This is a genomic window from Vibrio gigantis, assembly GCF_024347515.1.
Taxonomy (GTDB): domain Bacteria; phylum Pseudomonadota; class Gammaproteobacteria; order Enterobacterales; family Vibrionaceae; genus Vibrio; species Vibrio gigantis.
This window is the reverse complement of record NZ_AP025492.1, coordinates 1,881,993-1,900,073: the sequence shown is the minus strand read 5'-3', so window position 1 is coordinate 1,900,073 and position 18,081 is coordinate 1,881,993. Positions and strand designations below refer to the sequence as shown.

Genomic DNA, 18,081 nt, shown 5'->3' with positions numbered 1-18,081 from the left:
CCGGATTGCTCCGGCCAAATCCCTATTAGCCAGGAATCTTAGCAACCATTCGAACTGAAGTGGTCAGTTCTTCAAGTTGTAGCCAAGGTCTTAGGTGAGCGACTGCAGAGTAGGCACCTGGCTTACCAGGTTGCTCAACCACTTCGATGCGAGATTCACAAAGAGGGGTTTTTGCACGTTGCTCGTTACCAATTGCACCAGCATTGGTGTACTGGTCAATCCATAGTTGAAGCTCACGCTTAATGTCAGGCGCTTCAAGGTTCGAACCTAGCTTGTCTCGGCCCATTACTTTCAGGTAGTGAGCGATACGGCTACTTGCCATGATATAAGGTAGGCGAGCAGAGATCGCAGCGTTTGCTGTTGCGTCAGGGTCAGTGAAGGTTTTAGGCTTCTGTGTAGTTTGACCGCCAATGAACACGGCGTAGTTAGAACTCTTATAGTGAACTAAAGGAAGGAAACCAAGATCAGACAGCTCTTTTTCACGCTCATCTGTTAGGTTTACTTCAGTTGGACACTGTTGCAGTAGGTCGCCAGCTTCAGACTTGTACGTTAGGTTTGGTAGGTTTTCTACCTTACCACCGTTATCAAGACCGCGAATCGAAGTACACCAACCAGAAGCCGTGTAAGCTTGAGTCATTTTAAGACCAAGATCATACGCTGCATTTGACCAAACTAGCTGATCATTGCTCTTAGGTTTAGGGTTGCCATCCATATCTGTGTCGAGCTCTTCGTAAGCAAACACATCAGTACTCAAGCCTTTTCCGCCATAAGGTAGACGAGCAAGCGTTCGTGGAAGTGTGAGTGTTACGTATCGCGCATCATCGCTCTCACGGAATGAGTTCCATGCTGCGTAAGCTGGAGAGTCGAAGCCTGCAGCAACAGGTTTACCTTCAGAGAAGGTTTGGAAATCATTAAATTCGAACATTTCTGCATTTGCAGCAGCAACGAATGGAGCGTGACAGGCAGCAGCAACTTCGCCCATGTAACGAAGCAGTGCAACATCTTCATCTTTTGCACTGAACTCGTAGTCACCAATGAAGGTTCCATAAGGTTCACCGCCGGCTGTACCAAATTCACCTTGGTAAACGGCATTGAATAGTGGGCTACGGTCAATTGCAGGTGCATCTTCAAATTGGTCAAGCAGCTCTTCTTGGGTGAAATCGACCATTTTGATTTTCAGATCACGGCCAAGTTCGCTCTCTTTAACCAGCTTTTGTAGACCACGCCAAGAGCCTTCCAGTTTTTGCAGATCTTTTTGCTGCATCACTTCAGACAGTTGCTTGGATAGCTTTTTATCAATCTCTGAAATCGCGTTTTCGATGGTTTTTGTAACGTTTTTATCCCACGTCACTGTGCCTGAAAGCGCCTGCTCTGTTAGAACAGAAAACAGCTCTTTGGTGGTGTCTGCGGGAGTTTGAGTGGTAGCTTCAATCGCACGGTCTAGAAAGCTCAGTGAGCCTTCAGCAGCTTCCGGTTGCGCTTGATTTTCAGTTTCAGTACTCATTACTCAGCTCCTTCTTCTTTAATGCCAAGCTCATCAGAAAGAGCATTGATCGTATCTGCACTTTGTAGAACTTCTTTCAGCAGTTTCTCTAGGTCGCGAGAACGATCGGCTTTAGAAAGAAGTACCTTCAGTTGATTGCGGGTTTCGACAAGCTTCTTAAGCGGTTCAACCTGTTCGATGATCGCTTCAGGTTCGAAGTCTTTCATTGAATCGAACTTAAGGTTTGCTTCAAATTGGCTGTCATCGCCAGCAAGTACGTTATCTACTTTTAGGGATAGTTCAGGGCCAACGCGCTTCATTACTGTGTCGAAATTGTCTTTATCAACGTTGTAGAAGGTACGATCTTCCACTTCTTCTTTGTCTTGTTTATGGCCTGAGTAGTCACCAATAACCCCAACAACAAAAGGGAGCTCTTTGGTTTCTACAGCGCCATTAGTCTCAACGTCATAGGTAATACTTACGCGGTTCTTACTTACGCGTTTATGTTGGGAATTTAGTGCCACGGTAACTCTCCTTGTTTAATTACTTAGCAGTCGAAGTGACTTTAGCTGTAGTAGCATCGAAGCCAACCTCAGGGCCTTTCTCGATCTTACCGCCGTCTGCTTCAATGTAGTAAGCCTTAGAAATCTCGGTGTAGGTTAAGCTGAAAGATTCGCTCGGAAGGGAACCGTCAGTACCTGACATGTTATAGCTAGACATACGAGCCATTTTTAGCGTTAGAATTAGGTATGGATCAGCACCAGAACCTTCACGGTTTGGTTTTGTCATCACGATTTCAACAGTGCGACCTTCTGGACCTGGCGCGTATAAGAATGTGGTTAGATGTGGTGTTGCACCATCACAGCCACGAGTCATGTTGACTTCACCAAGAGCAACCATACCTTGGTCCGCATTGTTCGCATTACCTACATCGATACCAACACCACGAACAGCGCTCCAAGAAATACTATCAAGAGCAAAGAAACCATCTTTGCCGCCGATTTTTTCTACGGTTGCTGCACCTTTTGGTGTCGTACCATCAATTCTCATAAAAATAGAAGCCATTACTTTCTCCTTGCTGACGCATTAATGTGCTTTACCACTCAAAATCTTGCAGGCTGCTCGATGATGAGTCGGAAGTAGATTCAGATGTTTGGTTTGTATCTGAGGTGCTATTTGAACTATCGGGAACTGACGTGACATTCGCTGGCTCTTCAATAGTCGGTTTTGCTGGCGGAGTTGCCTCCGGAGCAGAAGTCATTACAGGAACCGATTTACCTGACAAATCCATCTTGTCTAGGTTGTCCATTCCGGTCATTTGATTGATTTGGGCAATCACATTTTGTTCATTGCCGATCATCTCTTGGAGCAACTCAGGAAAGCTCATATATCCCCAACGAATAGAGCGCTCGAGTAAGAATGCGATAGGGCTATGAGGTTCAGTCTCTTTAAAGTATTCGGCGATCTTTCTAATCTCTTGGAAGGCATGATCACGATTCACAATACCGTTGATGCTCGATACGTTCTGAACGACAGCTTGAACTTGATTCTGAGTTAACTGAACATTTGACGCACGAGATTGTGCTTGGCTTGTTTGGGCTGCTTGCCCGAAATCTTGGCTGACTGTTGTCGCTGAATTAGCGTCAGTAGGGGCCACATCACTTTGTTCTAATGCCGCAGGTATCGAATCGTTTTCTATTGCGACTTCTGACGAGGCTTGGAGCACATGGAAATCGTCATCTAAAGGCCAAGGTGTGAATTTTTCACCCACTAGAAAGTGTATCGCCTTGATGAGGTCACGAACGTTAGTCTTGATAAAGTTAAAACTGATTAGGGTTGCACCTACTGCTTGGCATTTTTCCGCCAAGCTTTTCTCTACCAGTTCTAGTTCGTTGTAGATACTTGCCAGTTGAAAAAGCGTTTCAGAAACGCTTTGGTCAAATGCGCCTAAAGCGGATTCTTTCAGTTCGTTTATGTTGCCTTTACGTTCAGCAATCAAGTAATCGCCATAGGTAACGCCGGCACAGAAGTCGAGCATTTGAAAGGGTACATAAACAGAGCTTGTATCAACGGACTCACCAACGAGTTGAAGTAAGGGCTTGGTTCTGAATTCTACAATCTCTTTTGCTTTTCCAGCCTCATCTGAAGCTTTTAGCTTCGCTTCTGGTGGCATCGGGTTTAGCGTATCCCAGAATTGGTCGATAAATTGGTTTAAAGCAGGGAGAGTATTCGCAAGGTTTTCGAATGGGCTAGGAGTAAAAAGCTGACTGGTAATATACCAGCCTAATATTTCCAAGTCTTTCGACTGAGAAATGAGTGTTTCTTCTGAGACTTTTCGTAGCTCAGCCCAGTTATCCGTGTTGGCGTCAACCAAGGCTGGATCTGAGGATGCATCAGGCGTCTCAACTAACTGTCTGAACGACGATTGAGCGCTATTGTAAACGTTTCTTAAACTGCGATAGGCACTTCGATCTAATTTCAAATAAGAGCCAGAGGGCGCATCATCCGAGATTGGAACAAGTAGGTCGGCGATTTCTGTCATATACATCCTGTAAAAAATCTATTTGTTATTCCGATCGCACAAAGTGTCACATTTGATACATATTCCTTATGTTTCGTAAACACTTGTTAACATTTATTAATTCTAGAGCTTTTTTGTGAAAAGTCTCATGTAAAATAGATATTTACTTAAAACTTTGAACTTCATCTAAAAAAGTGGACCGATGTCACGGTTTTGTGAAACCCTATGAAATGTAAGGTGTTTAGCCTCCAATCATCACTGTTGGCATACCTAAGACAATAGTGCCACCGTGGCTTGTGGTATCGCCCATACGAGCGGCAGGTTTGCTCATAATGAGAACTGTCGCGCTGCCTTTGATGATGCTATCAGGAGGACCAACACAGACGCACATGTCGCCGAGTGTTGCTGCAGGCATATTACCAATCAGAACAGTCGGAACACCGGGCCCACTGATTGGTCCGCCAACATGCGGGATAGGGGGGACAGCAGGTGTTTGCATTGGGCATACATGCATGTCGGTTAGTCGTGCGGCTAATGTCATCGGTAACTCCTATGCTTTGCTTCCCTTGGCAAGCTCAAGCGCTATGCCAATGGATTTTTTGTAGTACTCGTCTGTTTTGTCCCAATTTGGTAGCGCTGCCGAGTGGTTAATCGCGCCAGCTACTGCCTTAGAGTATAGAAAAGGATCTGGGAGAACCGTTGGCAAATCTGGTGCCACAATACTGCCAGACCCGTTCCAAAATACCGCTTGCGCCAACCAGGATGGGCCACAATTTAAATTGAGCTTGTTTGAGAATAGTTCACTCTTGCGCCTTTGCTCTTCTGATGGCGATTTAACCCAAGCTTTTGCTGTAGAGATACATTGCTTTTGCATGGTAGACCACACGTCATTTCTTGCATCGAGTGTATGCGCTCCCCACCAAATAGCTTCACGAACGGGAAGCCCGTGAGCAAGAAGTTGAATCAACTCGAAGTAAAGTTCGTTCTCTAACAAAGCTTCAATGGAGTCGTTGATGCTGAGATCTTCATCGATCAGTGCTTGAGCTTCGTCTGAGCTAGAGAACCGGTCGAGTAATTGCCGGCCTGTTTGATACGGGATCTTTTTATACATGTTTTCGTTCTACCTAAATTTGTGCTGTGGTCCGGTTTAAGTGTTAGCGACTTGAATCTGCTAGTTCACCTTAACAATTGCACCTTTTAGCTCACCCATAACACCCCCATCGAATGTACCTTTTAAGCCAGATTTAAACTCGGCACTCAGTGAGCCCTCAGCGGAAAGGGTGGTATCTGCTTTAATCGCCACACTAAGGCCTTTGATACTGTTAGAGCTTGTTGCTTCGAGGGCTGTGGTTACGCCTGATATTTTGTTCGCCGATGTTGCCTTGCTGGTCACGTTCATCCCTTCGAGGTTGAGCGCGCTGCTGGCTTTGATGTCAATGTTACTGGCTTCAATGCTAATCGAAGAGGAAGACATGGTAATTTTGCTTGATCCAACGGTTAGCTCAATTTTGTCATCGGCTTCTAACGAGATGGATTTACCTTTTTCACTGATCGCTTTGTCTGAAGTCAGTGTGTAGTTGTCCTCTGTAGAGACTGTCACTTGCTTGGTCGTCTTCTGAAGCAATTCACCTTTGATGGTTTCAGTTAGGTTGTTTTCTACTTCCTTGGTGAAATCTTTGGTGGCATGCATGTACATGAGCTCATTGTCTTTCTTATCATCAAAATAGAGTTCATTGGCTAATCCACTTAGTTTAGTGCTGATGCCTGTTTTGGTTGAGTTTGCTTCTTTGTAAGGCGGAGGATTTTTACTGTTATAGACACTGCCTGTGATAATAGGTTGGTCTGGATCACCATCGATAAAGCTCACTAAGACTTCTTGTCCCACTCTTGGGATAAATTGAGCACCATAGCCGCTGCCTGCCATCATTTGAGCGACACGGACATAACAACTGGTTTTGTCACCCGAAGCTTCAGTATCCCAATGAAACTGGATTCGAACTCGACCTTGATCATCTTGATTGATTTCACCCGCAGTACTGCCTGCTACAATCGCGCTTTGGAGACCGTGAATTTTTGCCTTGTCTCTCGGGGAAGGGTAATTAGGAACCGATGTATCGAGCAGGGTAAGTTTGGTCTCACAGTGATTATCTGTGTTGTACCGAATGTGAAGCTCTGTAACCAAATAATCGCCCAGTTGAGACTTGTCTAAATGGGAAGACAATGAAAACCAAGTGCCTAATTCAAATGAATCGTGTTCAGCTTTGGCTTCTACGGTTTGATAGCTTTGCTCTAGTTGTTCAATCCGTCGTTTGACTAGGTTGCTGGCAAGATCTTCCATTCCACCGGTGATACCAAGGTTTGGATAGTATTGTTTGGTTAATTTGGTGTTGTTCGCGATCTTGTGACTCGATTTCTTCTCTTTACTACTCACCAGCTTGCTTTGTGAGTAGTCATAAGCAGTGAGCTCAATACTTGCACCATGAAACTGACCTTGTGGCATCCATCTATCTATTAAAGGATTGCTTCCAGAAGGCGTCTCAATCATATCCATTTTACTGGCATCTGATTTTTGAAATGGACTCTGGGCGTCTTGGAGCATCATCAGGTGTTCAGAATCGCTGTGTTGGAAAAAGTAATGAACGCCTTCTTCAGCTAATAAACGAGTGACGAAGTCGAAGTCACTTTCATTGTACTGGACACAATATTCTCGTTTGGAAGAGGGCATGGTTCCTGTTTTAAAGGATCCGCTAAAGCCCGCTTGAGTTAATACATCTGAAACGATGTCTTTGGTTGATTGGCTTTGGTAAACACGAAATGAGTGGGTGTGTTTTAGCAACCAGAACCAAGGTCTAAGAGTGACGCGGTAACTTGAATATTGCAGGTTACTGTCCATACCTAACAGCTGAACTTGCGTAACAATACCGTTAAAAACTCGGGTAGCGGTTAGGTTATCGGTATCATTGACAAATCTTGTAACCGCGAGCTTTTGTCCAAGCTGGTCGTCGATAACAAAGCTTTTAGATATGAGCGTTAATTCTATTTTAAACGGCTTTGATAAATATTCAGAAATAGTCAACTCGCTGACTGCATGCTCATTGTTTTTAGAGTCTTTTGCCACAATGGTGCTGGCAGAAGGGGAGAAATTATCCGTCATAGGCTCGCCTGATAATGCTCGAAGGTGTCTCGACATAAGTTCATGTCAATACTAACGAACTGACTAAATGTTAATGTTTTATATCTAAATTTATAGCATAAAGTAAATAATATAATAGCCGTAATGACAAAGGCGTGAGGTCTTTCTATTTTATGAAAGTAAATATCATTAATTTAATTGTGGTAATTGCATGTTAATTTATATTGTTAACTGTCATTTAAATTCAAGAATATTGCGACGTAGAGAGGGATATAGGGATATCTTAATTAATATATAGAATAATGTGTTGATAGCGATGGTGTCGCGTAGTAATAATAGAGATATTGCTAGCGTGTTACATTTCTAGGCTAGTAGTTATTCAAGGATAGAATAATGACAAACACAAAAATCTCATTACGGGTCACCGTTGGCGGGATGTTTTTACTTGCAACGGTACTTACGGCAATTGTTGCTGTATCACTTCAATATTACTTCAGCAAAAAGATGGCAACTGAGCATACCTTGTCAAAACTGACGATGGTGTCTCAAGATTTAAGTGACTATATAGGTAACGTCGACTCAGACGCGATTAACACAGCACGCTTGCTTTCTGCTGTGCATCGATCTATCAGCCATCAAATATCCAGAGAAGAATCGCGTGGGATTCTGTCTGAGGCGATAAAAGATAATCCTCTCTTCTACAGCATTTATCTCGGTTCATCTAACGACAACTTTTTCCAAATTATTAACTTGGAATCATCACCTCATGTTAGAGATAAGATAGGCGCACAGAATAGCGACCGTTGGGTAGTCATTGAAATCCGTAACCAAGATCAAGGTAGGATTCGTACCACCAAATACTATGATTTGGATTTTAATCTTAGAGATTCTAAGACAGAGCCAAGCAACTACTTTCCAACCACAAGACCTTGGTATGTCTCTGCCAATACCGAGACTGTCGAGAAAACCCAGCCTTATTTATTTCAACACCTTCAAATCACAGGCCAAACATATTCATTAGCGTTTGAATCCAAAGCAGTGAGCGACACTCAACATGTGATAGGGATTGATATTGTTTTGTCTTCGTTAGCGAGTAAGCTTTCTGCGAGTGCGTTGGATTTGGATGAAGACAGTAAAGTTGAGTCTTTCCTTTATTCAAGGTCAGGCAACATCATCGCGTCTAATCGCAATTATCAGTCGAGTAACACACTCCCTCAAGCTAACCAAATTAACTGGTCTGCACAGCAAAAAACCATAATAGACAATACATCGCCTCTATTGTTTTCAAATCAAAGTGACTGGGGACCGATGGATTTTTCGGTATCAGGAAAACCACACGGCTATGCGATTGATCTATTGAAAATGATCAGTGAGATGAGTGGAGTTCAGTTCGAATTTGTAAATGGCTTTTCGTGGGCGGAGTTAACTGGCAAATTCCAAGAGGGCAGTATTGATGGCTTACACTCGGTTCAAAATTACGAAAGTAACGGCATTATCGGTTTATACACTGACCCGATTTATGAACTACCGTTTGCTGTAGTCACGAAGAGTGACACCCCAGCAGTAATTAACTACCAAGAGCTTGATGGAAAGAGCGTCGCCATTTTATCTGGATGGTCAATTACACCGAAATTAAGATCTGACTTCCCAAATATTAGGCTTTTGGAGTTTATGGATATTGAGGCAGCGCTAGACGCTGTCGACAACGGAGAGGTTTTTGCGGTAATTGATGTTAAGCCTGTACTGTCATTTTCATTAGATAAGTTCTTCCATCAGAACTTGAAAGTAAGTGAAGCGCTGCTTGATCTAAAAACAGACTATCCTAATCAATTCCATATTGTATTGCAGAATAAACACCAACAGCTGTTACCTATCATCAACCAAGCCATCCAGTCGCTTACTGATGAGCAGAAAACGGCGTTAGCTCAAAAGTGGTTTGATCATCAGGCTTTGAATGCTGGTACGACGATTCCTTACACGGAACTCTATGAAAAAACGGCAACAGCGACTGTTGAAGGTGAAATGGTTGAGCTAAACCTCAATGGTGAACTTAAACACCTATATTTGAAGAAGATCGATACGGGTGAGCACTACTCAGAGTATTTTGCGGTAGCCATCCCTGAAACTGAAATATACAGCGCAGTCAATAAGCGAGTAGCGACCTCAATTGGCGTGACGGTTCTATTAATGAGTCTCACCTTGCCTGTTGCGTGGATCTTTGGCGCGCCGATTGTTCGGCCGATTCGCCAACTTGAAGCTGAAACCAACAAGGTGAAACTGCGCGATTATGATAGCGTGACGGTGCTTGATACGCGTATTAAAGAAGTGTGGGAGCTATCTGTAGCGGTTAAAGACATGGCTGCTGAAATAAAGCAGCACGAACAAACGCAGGAAGCCTTCGTCGAATCCTTTATTAAACTTATCGCGCAAGCCATCGATGACAAGTCTGCTTACACTGCAGGGCATTGTAACCGTGTGCCTGAGCTCGGTTTGATGTTGGCAGAAGCGGCTGAAAAGTCTCAATCAGACTACTTTAAAGACTTTAAATTTGAAAATGACGATGAACGTCGTGAGTTTAGAATTGCTGCGTGGCTGCATGATTGCGGAAAGATCACAACACCTGAACATATCGTGGATAAAGGCTCTAAGCTAGAAGCGAACTATAACCGTATTCATGAGGTGAGAACACGATTTGAGGTGCTTTGGCGTGATGCAGAAATTACGGCTTTGCGGAAGCAACTTGAAGGTGAGTTACCAACGGATCAGATAGCCGAAGAGTTAGCTTTAACGAAGCAAAAGCTACAAGACGATTTTGCGTTTGTCGCTACATCTAATGTGGGTGGTGAATTTATGAGTGATGATAAGGTCGCTCGTATTCGTTCTATCGCTGAAACGACTTGGACGCGTAACTTTGATGACCAATTAGGTTTATCACCAATAGAGGCGATGAATCGGGTACCTAGCTCAAGCTTACCTGCTATAGAGCAGCTTTTAAGTGATAGACCAGAACACATAGTGAAACGAGACCGACCATTAGAGTTCGATCCAAAGCATCAGATAAAAATGGATGTGCCTGAACATCTATATAATCTCGGTGAGGTCTACAACTTGTGTATTGCTCGTGGCACCTTGACGGCTGAAGATCGATTCAAAATCAATGAGCATATGTTGGGCACCATCAAAATGCTTGAAAACCTGCCATTCCCGAAAGAGTTAAGCCGCGTACCGCGTTATGCGTCGACTCACCATGAAACGCTAAAAGGTACAGGCTATCCAAGAAAGTTGACTGCTGAAGACCTTTCAATTCCTGAACGTATCCTGGTTATATCGGATATTTTTGAGGCGTTGACCGCTGCTGATAGACCTTATAAGAAAGCGAAGCCTATCAGTGTTGCTGTCGACATCATGTATAAAATGGCATTAGATGAGCACATCGATCTGGAATTGTTTAGGCTGTTCCTAACGAGTGGTACGCATATTCGTTATGCGCAGGAGTATTTGAAACCAGAGCAAATCGATTTTGTAGATATCAACAAATATCTAGAAGTGACTCGTCAGATAGCCTAGCTACGTGCTAGATAGCTTCATGAAGAAAAGGCGTACATGGGTGCGCCTTTTTTATGTCTGCATTTTGGTGGGCATGCTGACGCAAATAACGCTTGTTTTCCTAATTGAGGCTTAATTGTCGACAGGTTTTAGCGGCTAGTTTGAGCGTAAGTACAGAAGTGGATTGGTTGCTTTAAAGATTTATCTAAATAAGACAATTACTTACTGTTTATAGGTGTCTTGTGGTCGTGTGTTCTTGTTGCTTAAATAAAATACTACCTTAGTCTAAATTGTCGACAATTATCTTGATTGTCGACAATTTGATCGTGTATTTTATGTTTATGTTGTTAAATTGTTGACAGTTTGAGTTCAACAATGAGAAGTGAGCAGAGTGAATATGGATACTGCGATAAAAGATCTTACCTTAAGCGCCAACACAAAAACGCGTGTTGGTGACAAAGAAAATACCAAGTCAGAAAGCCTGACGGAATACTTGGTTGAAGCGATAGTCAACGGTGATTTAGCTCCGGGCAGCAAGATCTCTGAACCTGAGTTAGCTAAACGCTTCGAAGTCAGTCGAGGACCATTACGTGAGGCGATTATGCGCGTCGAAGGGTTAGGGCTGATTGAGCGGATTCCTCATGTTGGCGCACGAGTGATTACCTTTTCTGCTGACAAGCTACTTGAGCTTTACGCGGTTCGCGAGGCTCTAGAAGGCATGGCTGCAAGGCTAGCAGCAAGACACATCACACAAGAAGAGCTTATCGGGCTTGAAGGATTATTGTCGACACATTCCAAACATATCGATGAAGTAGAGGGTTCTTCCTATTTCCATCAACACGGCGATTTCGATTTCCATTATCGAATCATAAAAGCCAGCCGCAACAGCAAACTCATTTCTCTACTGTGTGATGAGCTTTACCACTTACTACGCATGTATCGCTACCAATCGCCACGTGCACAATCTCGACCAAAAGAGGCGCTTGATGAACACAAATATATCCTACAAGCAATCCGTAACCGTGATGAAGAGCTAGCAGAAATGCTGATGCGTCGACACATATCCGGTAGTCGTCTGCTTATCGAACAACAAATTCAATCCAAAGGTGTGGATTAAAAACTTACAAAATAAACATTAAACAGGGAGCGTCATTATGAAGTTATCAGCAGGAGCGAAGTTCCGCCAAGCTGTGCAAGACAATGATCCACTGCAGATCGTCGGCACGGTGAATCCGTATTGCGCGATGATGGCAAAGAACTTGGGTCATCAGGCTATCTACTTGTCTGGTGGAGGTATCGCCAATGCGTCTTACGGTTTGCCTGATCTGGGTATCACCACATTGAACGATGTATTGGTGGATGTGGAACGCATTACCAACGCCTGTGATTTACCTTTGCTGGTGGATATTGATACTGGATTTGGTGGGGCGTTTAATATTGCACGAACCATTCGAGCGATGGAAAAAGCAGGCGCTGCTGCCATTCACATGGAAGACCAAGTGGCTCAGAAGCGATGTGGTCACCGACCAAACAAAGCGATTGTTAGCCAACAGGAAATGGTCGATCGAGTAAAAGCGGCAACCGATGCAAGAACCGATGAGAGCTTTGTGATCATGGCTCGTACCGATGCACTGGCCGTAGAAGGCATCGACAGTGCGATTGAACGCGCGATTGCGTGTGTTGAAGCGGGTGCTGACATGATCTTCCCTGAAGCGATGAACCAGCTGGACCAATACGTGAAGTTCTCTGAAGCGCTCAAATCAGCAACAGGTAAGCATGTGCCAATCTTGGCCAATATCACTGAATTTGGACAAACCCCACTCTACAACTGCAAAGAGTTAGCGCAATCTCATGTCGACATGGTGCTTTATCCACTCAGTGCATTCCGCGCAATGAACAAAGCGGCAGAGAATGTTTATAAGCACTTGCTAGTTGAAGGTAATCAGGAATCACTGTTGGATTCAATGCAAACTCGTAAAGAGCTCTATGAACACCTGAATTACCACGACTACGAGAACAAGCTGGATCAATTGTTTTCGAGTGAAGAATAAACACAGTTTCAAACATTAAAACATCAACTTAATCCAATAACGTGAATGGTTAGTCAGCCACATCGGGGCCGTGAAATCGAATGAGATAGTTGCGGTCACTGAATATAAATAGTCAGCACCAAAGAGTGCAGGGCGGCTAACCCAGAAAAGGAGTTCATCATGTCTGTATCTTTGAGTGATCAAGCAACTGTCGATAATGCTTCAGCAGTAAACCAACAAACAAGTTCAGCGCCAGCGATTGGTGGTGCCGGTCTACGAGGGCAAAGCGCGGGGTCGACGGCGCTATGTACGGTTGGCAAATCAGGAACGGGTCTAACTTACCGTGGTTATGACATAACTGACCTTGCGAATCATGCTCAATTTGAAGAAGTAGCACACCTGCTACTAAGAGGTCATTTACCTAGTGAAAAAGAGTTAGACGACTACAAAACATTGTTGATTGGTTTACGTGGCTTGCCTGATCCGTTGAAAGCCGCTTTAGAACTTATCCCTGCAGACGCTCACCCTATGGATGTGATGAGAACAGGTTGCTCAATGTTGGGTAACTTAGAGCAAGAATCTGACTTTTCTGAGCAGCTATCAGCAACAGAACGTATGCTTGCACTTTTCCCTGCCATTATCTGCTATTGGTATCGCTTCAGTCACGATGGTGTGCGAATTGATACACAGGACCAAAGCGAATCATGTTTGGGAGGCTACTTCTTGAAGATGCTAACGGACAAAGCGCCGAGTGAACTACACAAGAAGGTCATGCACTGTTCGCTTACGCTTTACGCAGAGCATGAATTTAATGCTTCTACCTTTGCAGCTCGTGTTTGTGCATCAACACTATCAGATATTCATTCGTGTGTAACTGCAGCGATAGGCACATTAAGAGGCCCTTTACATGGCGGTGCGAATGAAGCGGCAATGGAAATGATCCAAGATTGGAAAACCGCTGATGAAGCTGAAGCGAACATCATGAAGATGCTTGCCAATAAAGATAAGATCATGGGCTTCGGTCACGCGATTTATCGTGAGAGTGACCCACGTAACGCGCTGATTAAACGTTGGTCAAAAGAGCTAGCACAAGAAGTTGGCGACGAGCAGCTTTACGCGGTATCTGAACGCGTTGAAGCGGTAATGAAGCGTGAAAAAGGCTTGTTCTGTAATGCGGATTTCTTTCATGCTTCTGCCTATCACTTCATGGATATTCCTACCAAACTATTTACGCCTATCTTTGTGATGAGTCGTCTTACAGGTTGGACAGCACACGTGTTCGAGCAAAGAGAAAACAACCGCATCATTCGTCCAAGTGCGGACTACACCGGGCCAGAGCATCAAGACTGGCTGCCTATTCATTTACGTTAATCCTTTTGTCTCCAGGCGACTCATTATCGAGTTGTCCTTGAGAGCCAATGAATAGAATTTTAGATAATGGTGTATGTATGTCTGATGTGAAAATTGAGAAAAACCAGAGCCTTGATCAAAATATAGGTATTGAAAATAGCCAATACAGAAAGGTTCTACCGGGAACTAGCTTAGAATATTTCGATGCCCGTGAAGCGGTAGACGCGATATCTCCGGGTAGCTATAAAACCTTGCCTTATACGTCGAGAGTATTGGCGGAGCAATTGGTAAGACGCTGTAATCCCGCTGCTCTTGAAGATAGCTTGAAACAAATCATCGAGCGCAAGAGCGACTTAGACTTTCCTTGGTATCCAGCGCGTGTCGTGTGTCATGACATTCTGGGTCAAACCGCTTTGGTTGATTTAGCGGGCTTAAGAGATGCGATTGCTGACCAAGGTGGGGATCCGGCCAAAGTAAACCCAGTGGTCGAAACTCAACTGATTGTGGATCACTCTCTAGCTGTAGAGCATGCGGGGTTTGATAGCGAAGCGTTTGATAAAAACCGAGCAATTGAAGAGCGTCGCAACGAAGACCGATTTCATTTCATTGAATGGTGTAAAACGGCGTTTAAAAACGTCAGTGTGATTCCTGCGGGCAATGGAATTATGCACCAGATTAATCTGGAAAAGATGTCTCCGGTTATTCAATCTAAACAAGGTATCGCGTTCCCTGATACTTGTGTTGGCACCGACAGCCACACACCTCATGTTGATGCGCTGGGCGTTATTGCGATTGGTGTCGGTGGATTGGAAGCCGAGACAGTGATGCTCGGTCGCCCTTCGATGATGCGTTTGCCAGATATCGTGGGCGTAAAACTGACTGGTCAGCGACAAGAAGGCATTACAGCAACCGATATTGTGCTTGCTATTACTGAGTTTCTTCGCAATGAAAGAGTAGTTTCAAGCTACTTGGAATTCTTCGGTGAAGGTGCTCGTGCACTGACTATTGGTGATCGTGCGACTATCTCAAACATGACGCCTGAATACGGGGCGACTGCGGGCATGTTCTACATCGATGAACAGACCATTCAATACCTTAAGTTGACGGGTCGTGAGCCTGAGCAGGTAGAGTTAGTTGAGCTTTACGCTAAGCAAACCGGACTGTGGGCGGATGATCTCGATTCGGCTCAATATGAGCGTGTACTCGAGTTTGATTTATCGAAAGTTGAGCGAAACCTTGCAGGACCTTCGAACCCTCATCGCCGCTTACCAACCAGTAAACTTGCCCAGCAAGGTATTAGTCAAGCCTCTTGGAAAGCGCAACACGCTGAACAATATAGCGAAGAGCAAATGCCAGATGGCGCGGTAATTATCGCCGCGATTACCTCTTGCACCAATACCAGTAACCCAAGAAACGTGGTAGCAGCGGGACTAGTGGCGAAAAAAGCCAATCAACTTGGTTTGGTTCGTAAGCCATGGGTGAAAACGTCATTTGCGCCAGGATCTAAAGTCGCCAAGCTCTATCTAGAGTCAGCAGGTTTGCTCCCAGAACTGGAGCAGTTGGGTTTCGGCATTGTCGGCTATGCATGTACGACTTGTAATGGTATGAGCGGGGCATTGGATCCGCAAATTCAACAAGAGATCATTGAGCGCGACCTCTATTCCACTGCGGTGTTATCAGGAAATCGAAACTTTGATGGTCGAATCCATCCCTATGCTAAACAAGCTTTCCTAGCGTCACCGCCATTGGTGGTTGCTTATGCCTTGGCTGGCACGATTCGTTTTGATATCGAGAAGGACAGCCTAGGCGCAGACAGCAACGGCAACCCTATCTATTTAAGTGACTTGTGGCCGAGTGATGCGGAGATCGATGCGGTTGTTGGCGAGCATGTAAAACCACAACAATTCCAACAAATTTACGTGAAAATGTTCCAGCCAGATGATGAGCAGCTAAGCAGTGAGCCGCTATACGATTGGCGACCTAAGAGCACTTATATTCGCAGACCGCCTTATTGGGAAGGTGCGCTCGCAGGTGAACGAAACCTTGCTGGTATGAGACCTCTAGCCATTTTAGGTGACAATATCACCACCGATCATCTCTCGCCATCAAATGCGATTCTAGCCTCAAGTGCGGCGGGTGAATATCTCGCAAAAATGGACGTTCCAGAAGAGGACTTTAACTCGTATGCGACTCACCGAGGCGACCATTTAACTGCACAAAGAGCGACCTTTGCTAACCCGAAACTTTTCAATGAAATGGTCAGAGAGTCAGGGAACGTGGTGCAGGGTTCATTGGCACGAGTTGAGCCCGAGGGAGAAGTAACTCGCATGTGGGAAGCGATCGAAACCTACATGAACCGTAATCAGCCTTTGATTGTTGTTGCTGGCGCAGACTATGGACAAGGTTCATCACGCGACTGGGCGGCTAAAGGCGTGCGATTAGCGGGTGTTGAAGTGATCGTCGCTGAAGGATTTGAGCGAATACACAGAACCAATTTAGTCGGTATGGGCGTCTTACCTCTGCAATTCAAAGAGGGGACGGACCGCAACACCTTACAACTTGATGGTACTGAACTTTACGATGTGTATGGCGACATTCAGGCGGGTTCAGATTTGGCGTTGGTCATTACTCGCAAAAGCGGTGAAAAACTTGATGTGCCAGTGACGTGTAGATTGGATACGGCAGACGAAGTGAGTGTGTATAGCGCTGGTGGCGTATTACAACGCTTTGCCAAAGACTTTCTCGCGCAATAGGAGCTAGCGATGAACGTTAAACAGATAAAAGTCCCGGCAACTTATATGCGTGGGGGAACCAGCAAAGGTGTTTTCTTCTGCCTGAATGACTTACCAGAAGCTGCACGAGTTGCGGGGGCTGCGAGAGACGAGTTTCTTCTGCGTGTTATTGGCAGCCCAGATCCTTATGGTAAGCAAACCGATGGTATGGGAGGCGCGACGTCCAGCACCAGCAAAACCGTCATCGTGTCGAAGAGTGGTAAAGCTGGTCACGATGTTGATTATCTCTTTGGCCAGGTAGCCATTGATAAGCCATTTATTGATTGGAGTGGTAACTGCGGCAACTTGTCTGCGGCAATTGGTCCGTTCGCTATTCACAGTGGTTTGATTGATTCAAGTCGTATTCCAGAAAATGGTGTGGTCGAAGTGCGAGTATGGCAAGTGAACATAGAGAAAACCATTATTGTTCATGTGCCTATCATGGATGGTGAAGTCAAAGAGTTGGGAGATTTTGAGCTCGATGGTGTCACTTTCCCAGCCGCTGAAATTCAGGTCGATTTTCTGGACCCGGCAGATGGGAGTGGATCAATGTTCCCTACAGGAAATGTGGTCGATTTCTTAGATGTTCCAGATCTAGGTTGCATCAAGGCGACTTATATTAATGCGGGAATACCGACCATTTTTATTGATGCAGAATCGGTTGACTATAAGGGCACAGAGCTTCAATCAGATATCAACAGTGATCCAAAAGCCCTAGAAATGTTTGAGTCTATCCGAGCGCATGGCGCAGTTGCGATGGGGCTTATTGATTCACTGGAACAAGCGGAATCACGCCAGCACACTCCAAAGGTCGCCTTTGTGGCCAAGCCTCAAGCGTATCAAGCTTCAAGTGGCAAGGCAGTTGCCGTCGCTGATACAGATCTTTTGGTCCGTGCTCTGTCTATGGGGCAGCTGCATCATGCCATGATGGGCACTGCTGCGGTTGCGATTGCTTCAGCTGCAAGTGTGCCGGGTACGCTAGTGAATTTAGCGGCGGGAGGAGGCTCTCATGACTTTGTGACTTTTGGTCATCCATCAGGAACGTTAAAGGTGGGGGCTAAAGCGATGCAGGCTGAAAATGGATGGAAGATCGAGAGGGCGATCATGAGTCGTAGCGCCCGAGTGATCATGGAAGGTGCCATTCGCGTGCCTTTTTCTAAATAAAGCGATGCTGCGGCTGTGCTAGTAACAGCTGAGCATGCAGAGAAGAGTGCACTCAAGTGAGCCAGTTAGCGCTGGGCGCTTGG

At 45.0% G+C, this 18,081-nt stretch carries 13 protein-coding genes; 6 read left to right on the top strand and 7 right to left on the bottom strand.

What is annotated here, in order from left to right; all coding sequences use genetic code 11:
* Positions 1–25: 25 nt before the first annotated feature.
* The 7 genes from tssC to OCV56_RS08480 all read right to left on the bottom strand — a co-directional run bounded on the left by tssC (position 26) and on the right by OCV56_RS08480 (position 7,158).
* A complete protein-coding gene (tssC, locus tag OCV56_RS08510; RefSeq protein WP_086713377.1) occupies positions 26–1,504 on the bottom strand; it encodes a type VI secretion system contractile sheath large subunit in 1,479 nt (492 codons plus the stop codon).
* A complete protein-coding gene (gene tssB, locus OCV56_RS08505; protein ID WP_086713378.1) occupies positions 1,504–2,007 on the bottom strand; it encodes a type VI secretion system contractile sheath small subunit in 504 nt (167 codons plus the stop codon). The genes tssC and tssB overlap by 1 nt, the downstream gene beginning before the upstream one ends.
* A 19-nt stretch (positions 2,008–2,026) precedes the next feature.
* Positions 2,027–2,548: an Hcp family type VI secretion system effector gene (locus OCV56_RS08500; protein ID WP_086713379.1), complete on the bottom strand. Its 522-nt coding sequence runs from the start codon at positions 2,546–2,548 to the stop codon at positions 2,027–2,029.
* 31 nt (positions 2,549–2,579) lie between these two features.
* Positions 2,580–4,025, bottom strand: a complete 1,446-nt coding sequence (locus tag OCV56_RS08495) for a type VI secretion system protein TssA (RefSeq protein WP_086713380.1) — start codon at positions 4,023–4,025, stop codon at positions 2,580–2,582.
* Between the two features lie 220 nt (positions 4,026–4,245).
* Positions 4,246–4,545 (bottom strand): PAAR domain-containing protein, encoded by a 300-nt coding sequence (locus OCV56_RS08490; protein ID WP_017110734.1) that lies wholly within the window; start codon positions 4,543–4,545, stop codon positions 4,246–4,248.
* 9 nt (positions 4,546–4,554) lie between these two features.
* A complete protein-coding gene (locus OCV56_RS08485) occupies positions 4,555–5,115 on the bottom strand; it encodes a DUF6931 family protein (RefSeq protein ID WP_086713381.1) in 561 nt (186 codons plus the stop codon).
* Positions 5,116–5,175: 60 nt separating this feature from the next.
* A complete protein-coding gene (locus OCV56_RS08480) occupies positions 5,176–7,158 on the bottom strand; it encodes a type VI secretion system Vgr family protein (protein WP_086713382.1) in 1,983 nt (660 codons plus the stop codon).
* Positions 7,159–7,530: 372 nt separating this feature from the next.
* On the opposite strand from OCV56_RS08480, the gene OCV56_RS08475 reads away from it, so the two are divergent.
* The 6 genes from OCV56_RS08475 (at position 7,531) to prpF (ending at position 17,998) form a co-directional block, all read left to right on the top strand.
* On the top strand, positions 7,531–10,704 hold the full coding sequence (locus OCV56_RS08475) for an HD domain-containing phosphohydrolase (protein WP_086713383.1): 3,174 nt from the start codon (positions 7,531–7,533) through the stop codon (positions 10,702–10,704).
* Positions 10,705–11,080: 376 nt separating this feature from the next.
* The gene (locus tag OCV56_RS08470) at positions 11,081–11,800 is read left to right on the top strand and encodes a GntR family transcriptional regulator (protein ID WP_086713384.1); all 720 of its coding nucleotides are present in this window, start codon (positions 11,081–11,083) and stop codon (positions 11,798–11,800) included.
* Between the two features lie 37 nt (positions 11,801–11,837).
* The gene (gene prpB, locus OCV56_RS08465; protein WP_086713385.1) at positions 11,838–12,734 is read left to right on the top strand and encodes a methylisocitrate lyase; all 897 of its coding nucleotides are present in this window, start codon (positions 11,838–11,840) and stop codon (positions 12,732–12,734) included.
* 159 nt (positions 12,735–12,893) lie between these two features.
* Positions 12,894–14,084 (top strand): bifunctional 2-methylcitrate synthase/citrate synthase, encoded by a 1,191-nt coding sequence (gene prpC / locus OCV56_RS08460; RefSeq protein ID WP_086713386.1) that lies wholly within the window; start codon positions 12,894–12,896, stop codon positions 14,082–14,084.
* A 77-nt stretch (positions 14,085–14,161) separates the two neighbouring features.
* Positions 14,162–16,816, top strand: coding sequence for a Fe/S-dependent 2-methylisocitrate dehydratase AcnD (acnD, locus tag OCV56_RS08455; RefSeq protein WP_086713387.1), 2,655 nt, complete (start codon positions 14,162–14,164; stop codon positions 16,814–16,816).
* Between the two features lie 9 nt (positions 16,817–16,825).
* Complete coding sequence (gene prpF, locus OCV56_RS08450; RefSeq protein WP_086713388.1) at positions 16,826–17,998, top strand: 2-methylaconitate cis-trans isomerase PrpF; 1,173 nt, start codon at positions 16,826–16,828, stop codon at positions 17,996–17,998.
* Positions 17,999–18,081: the final 83 nt, after the last annotated feature.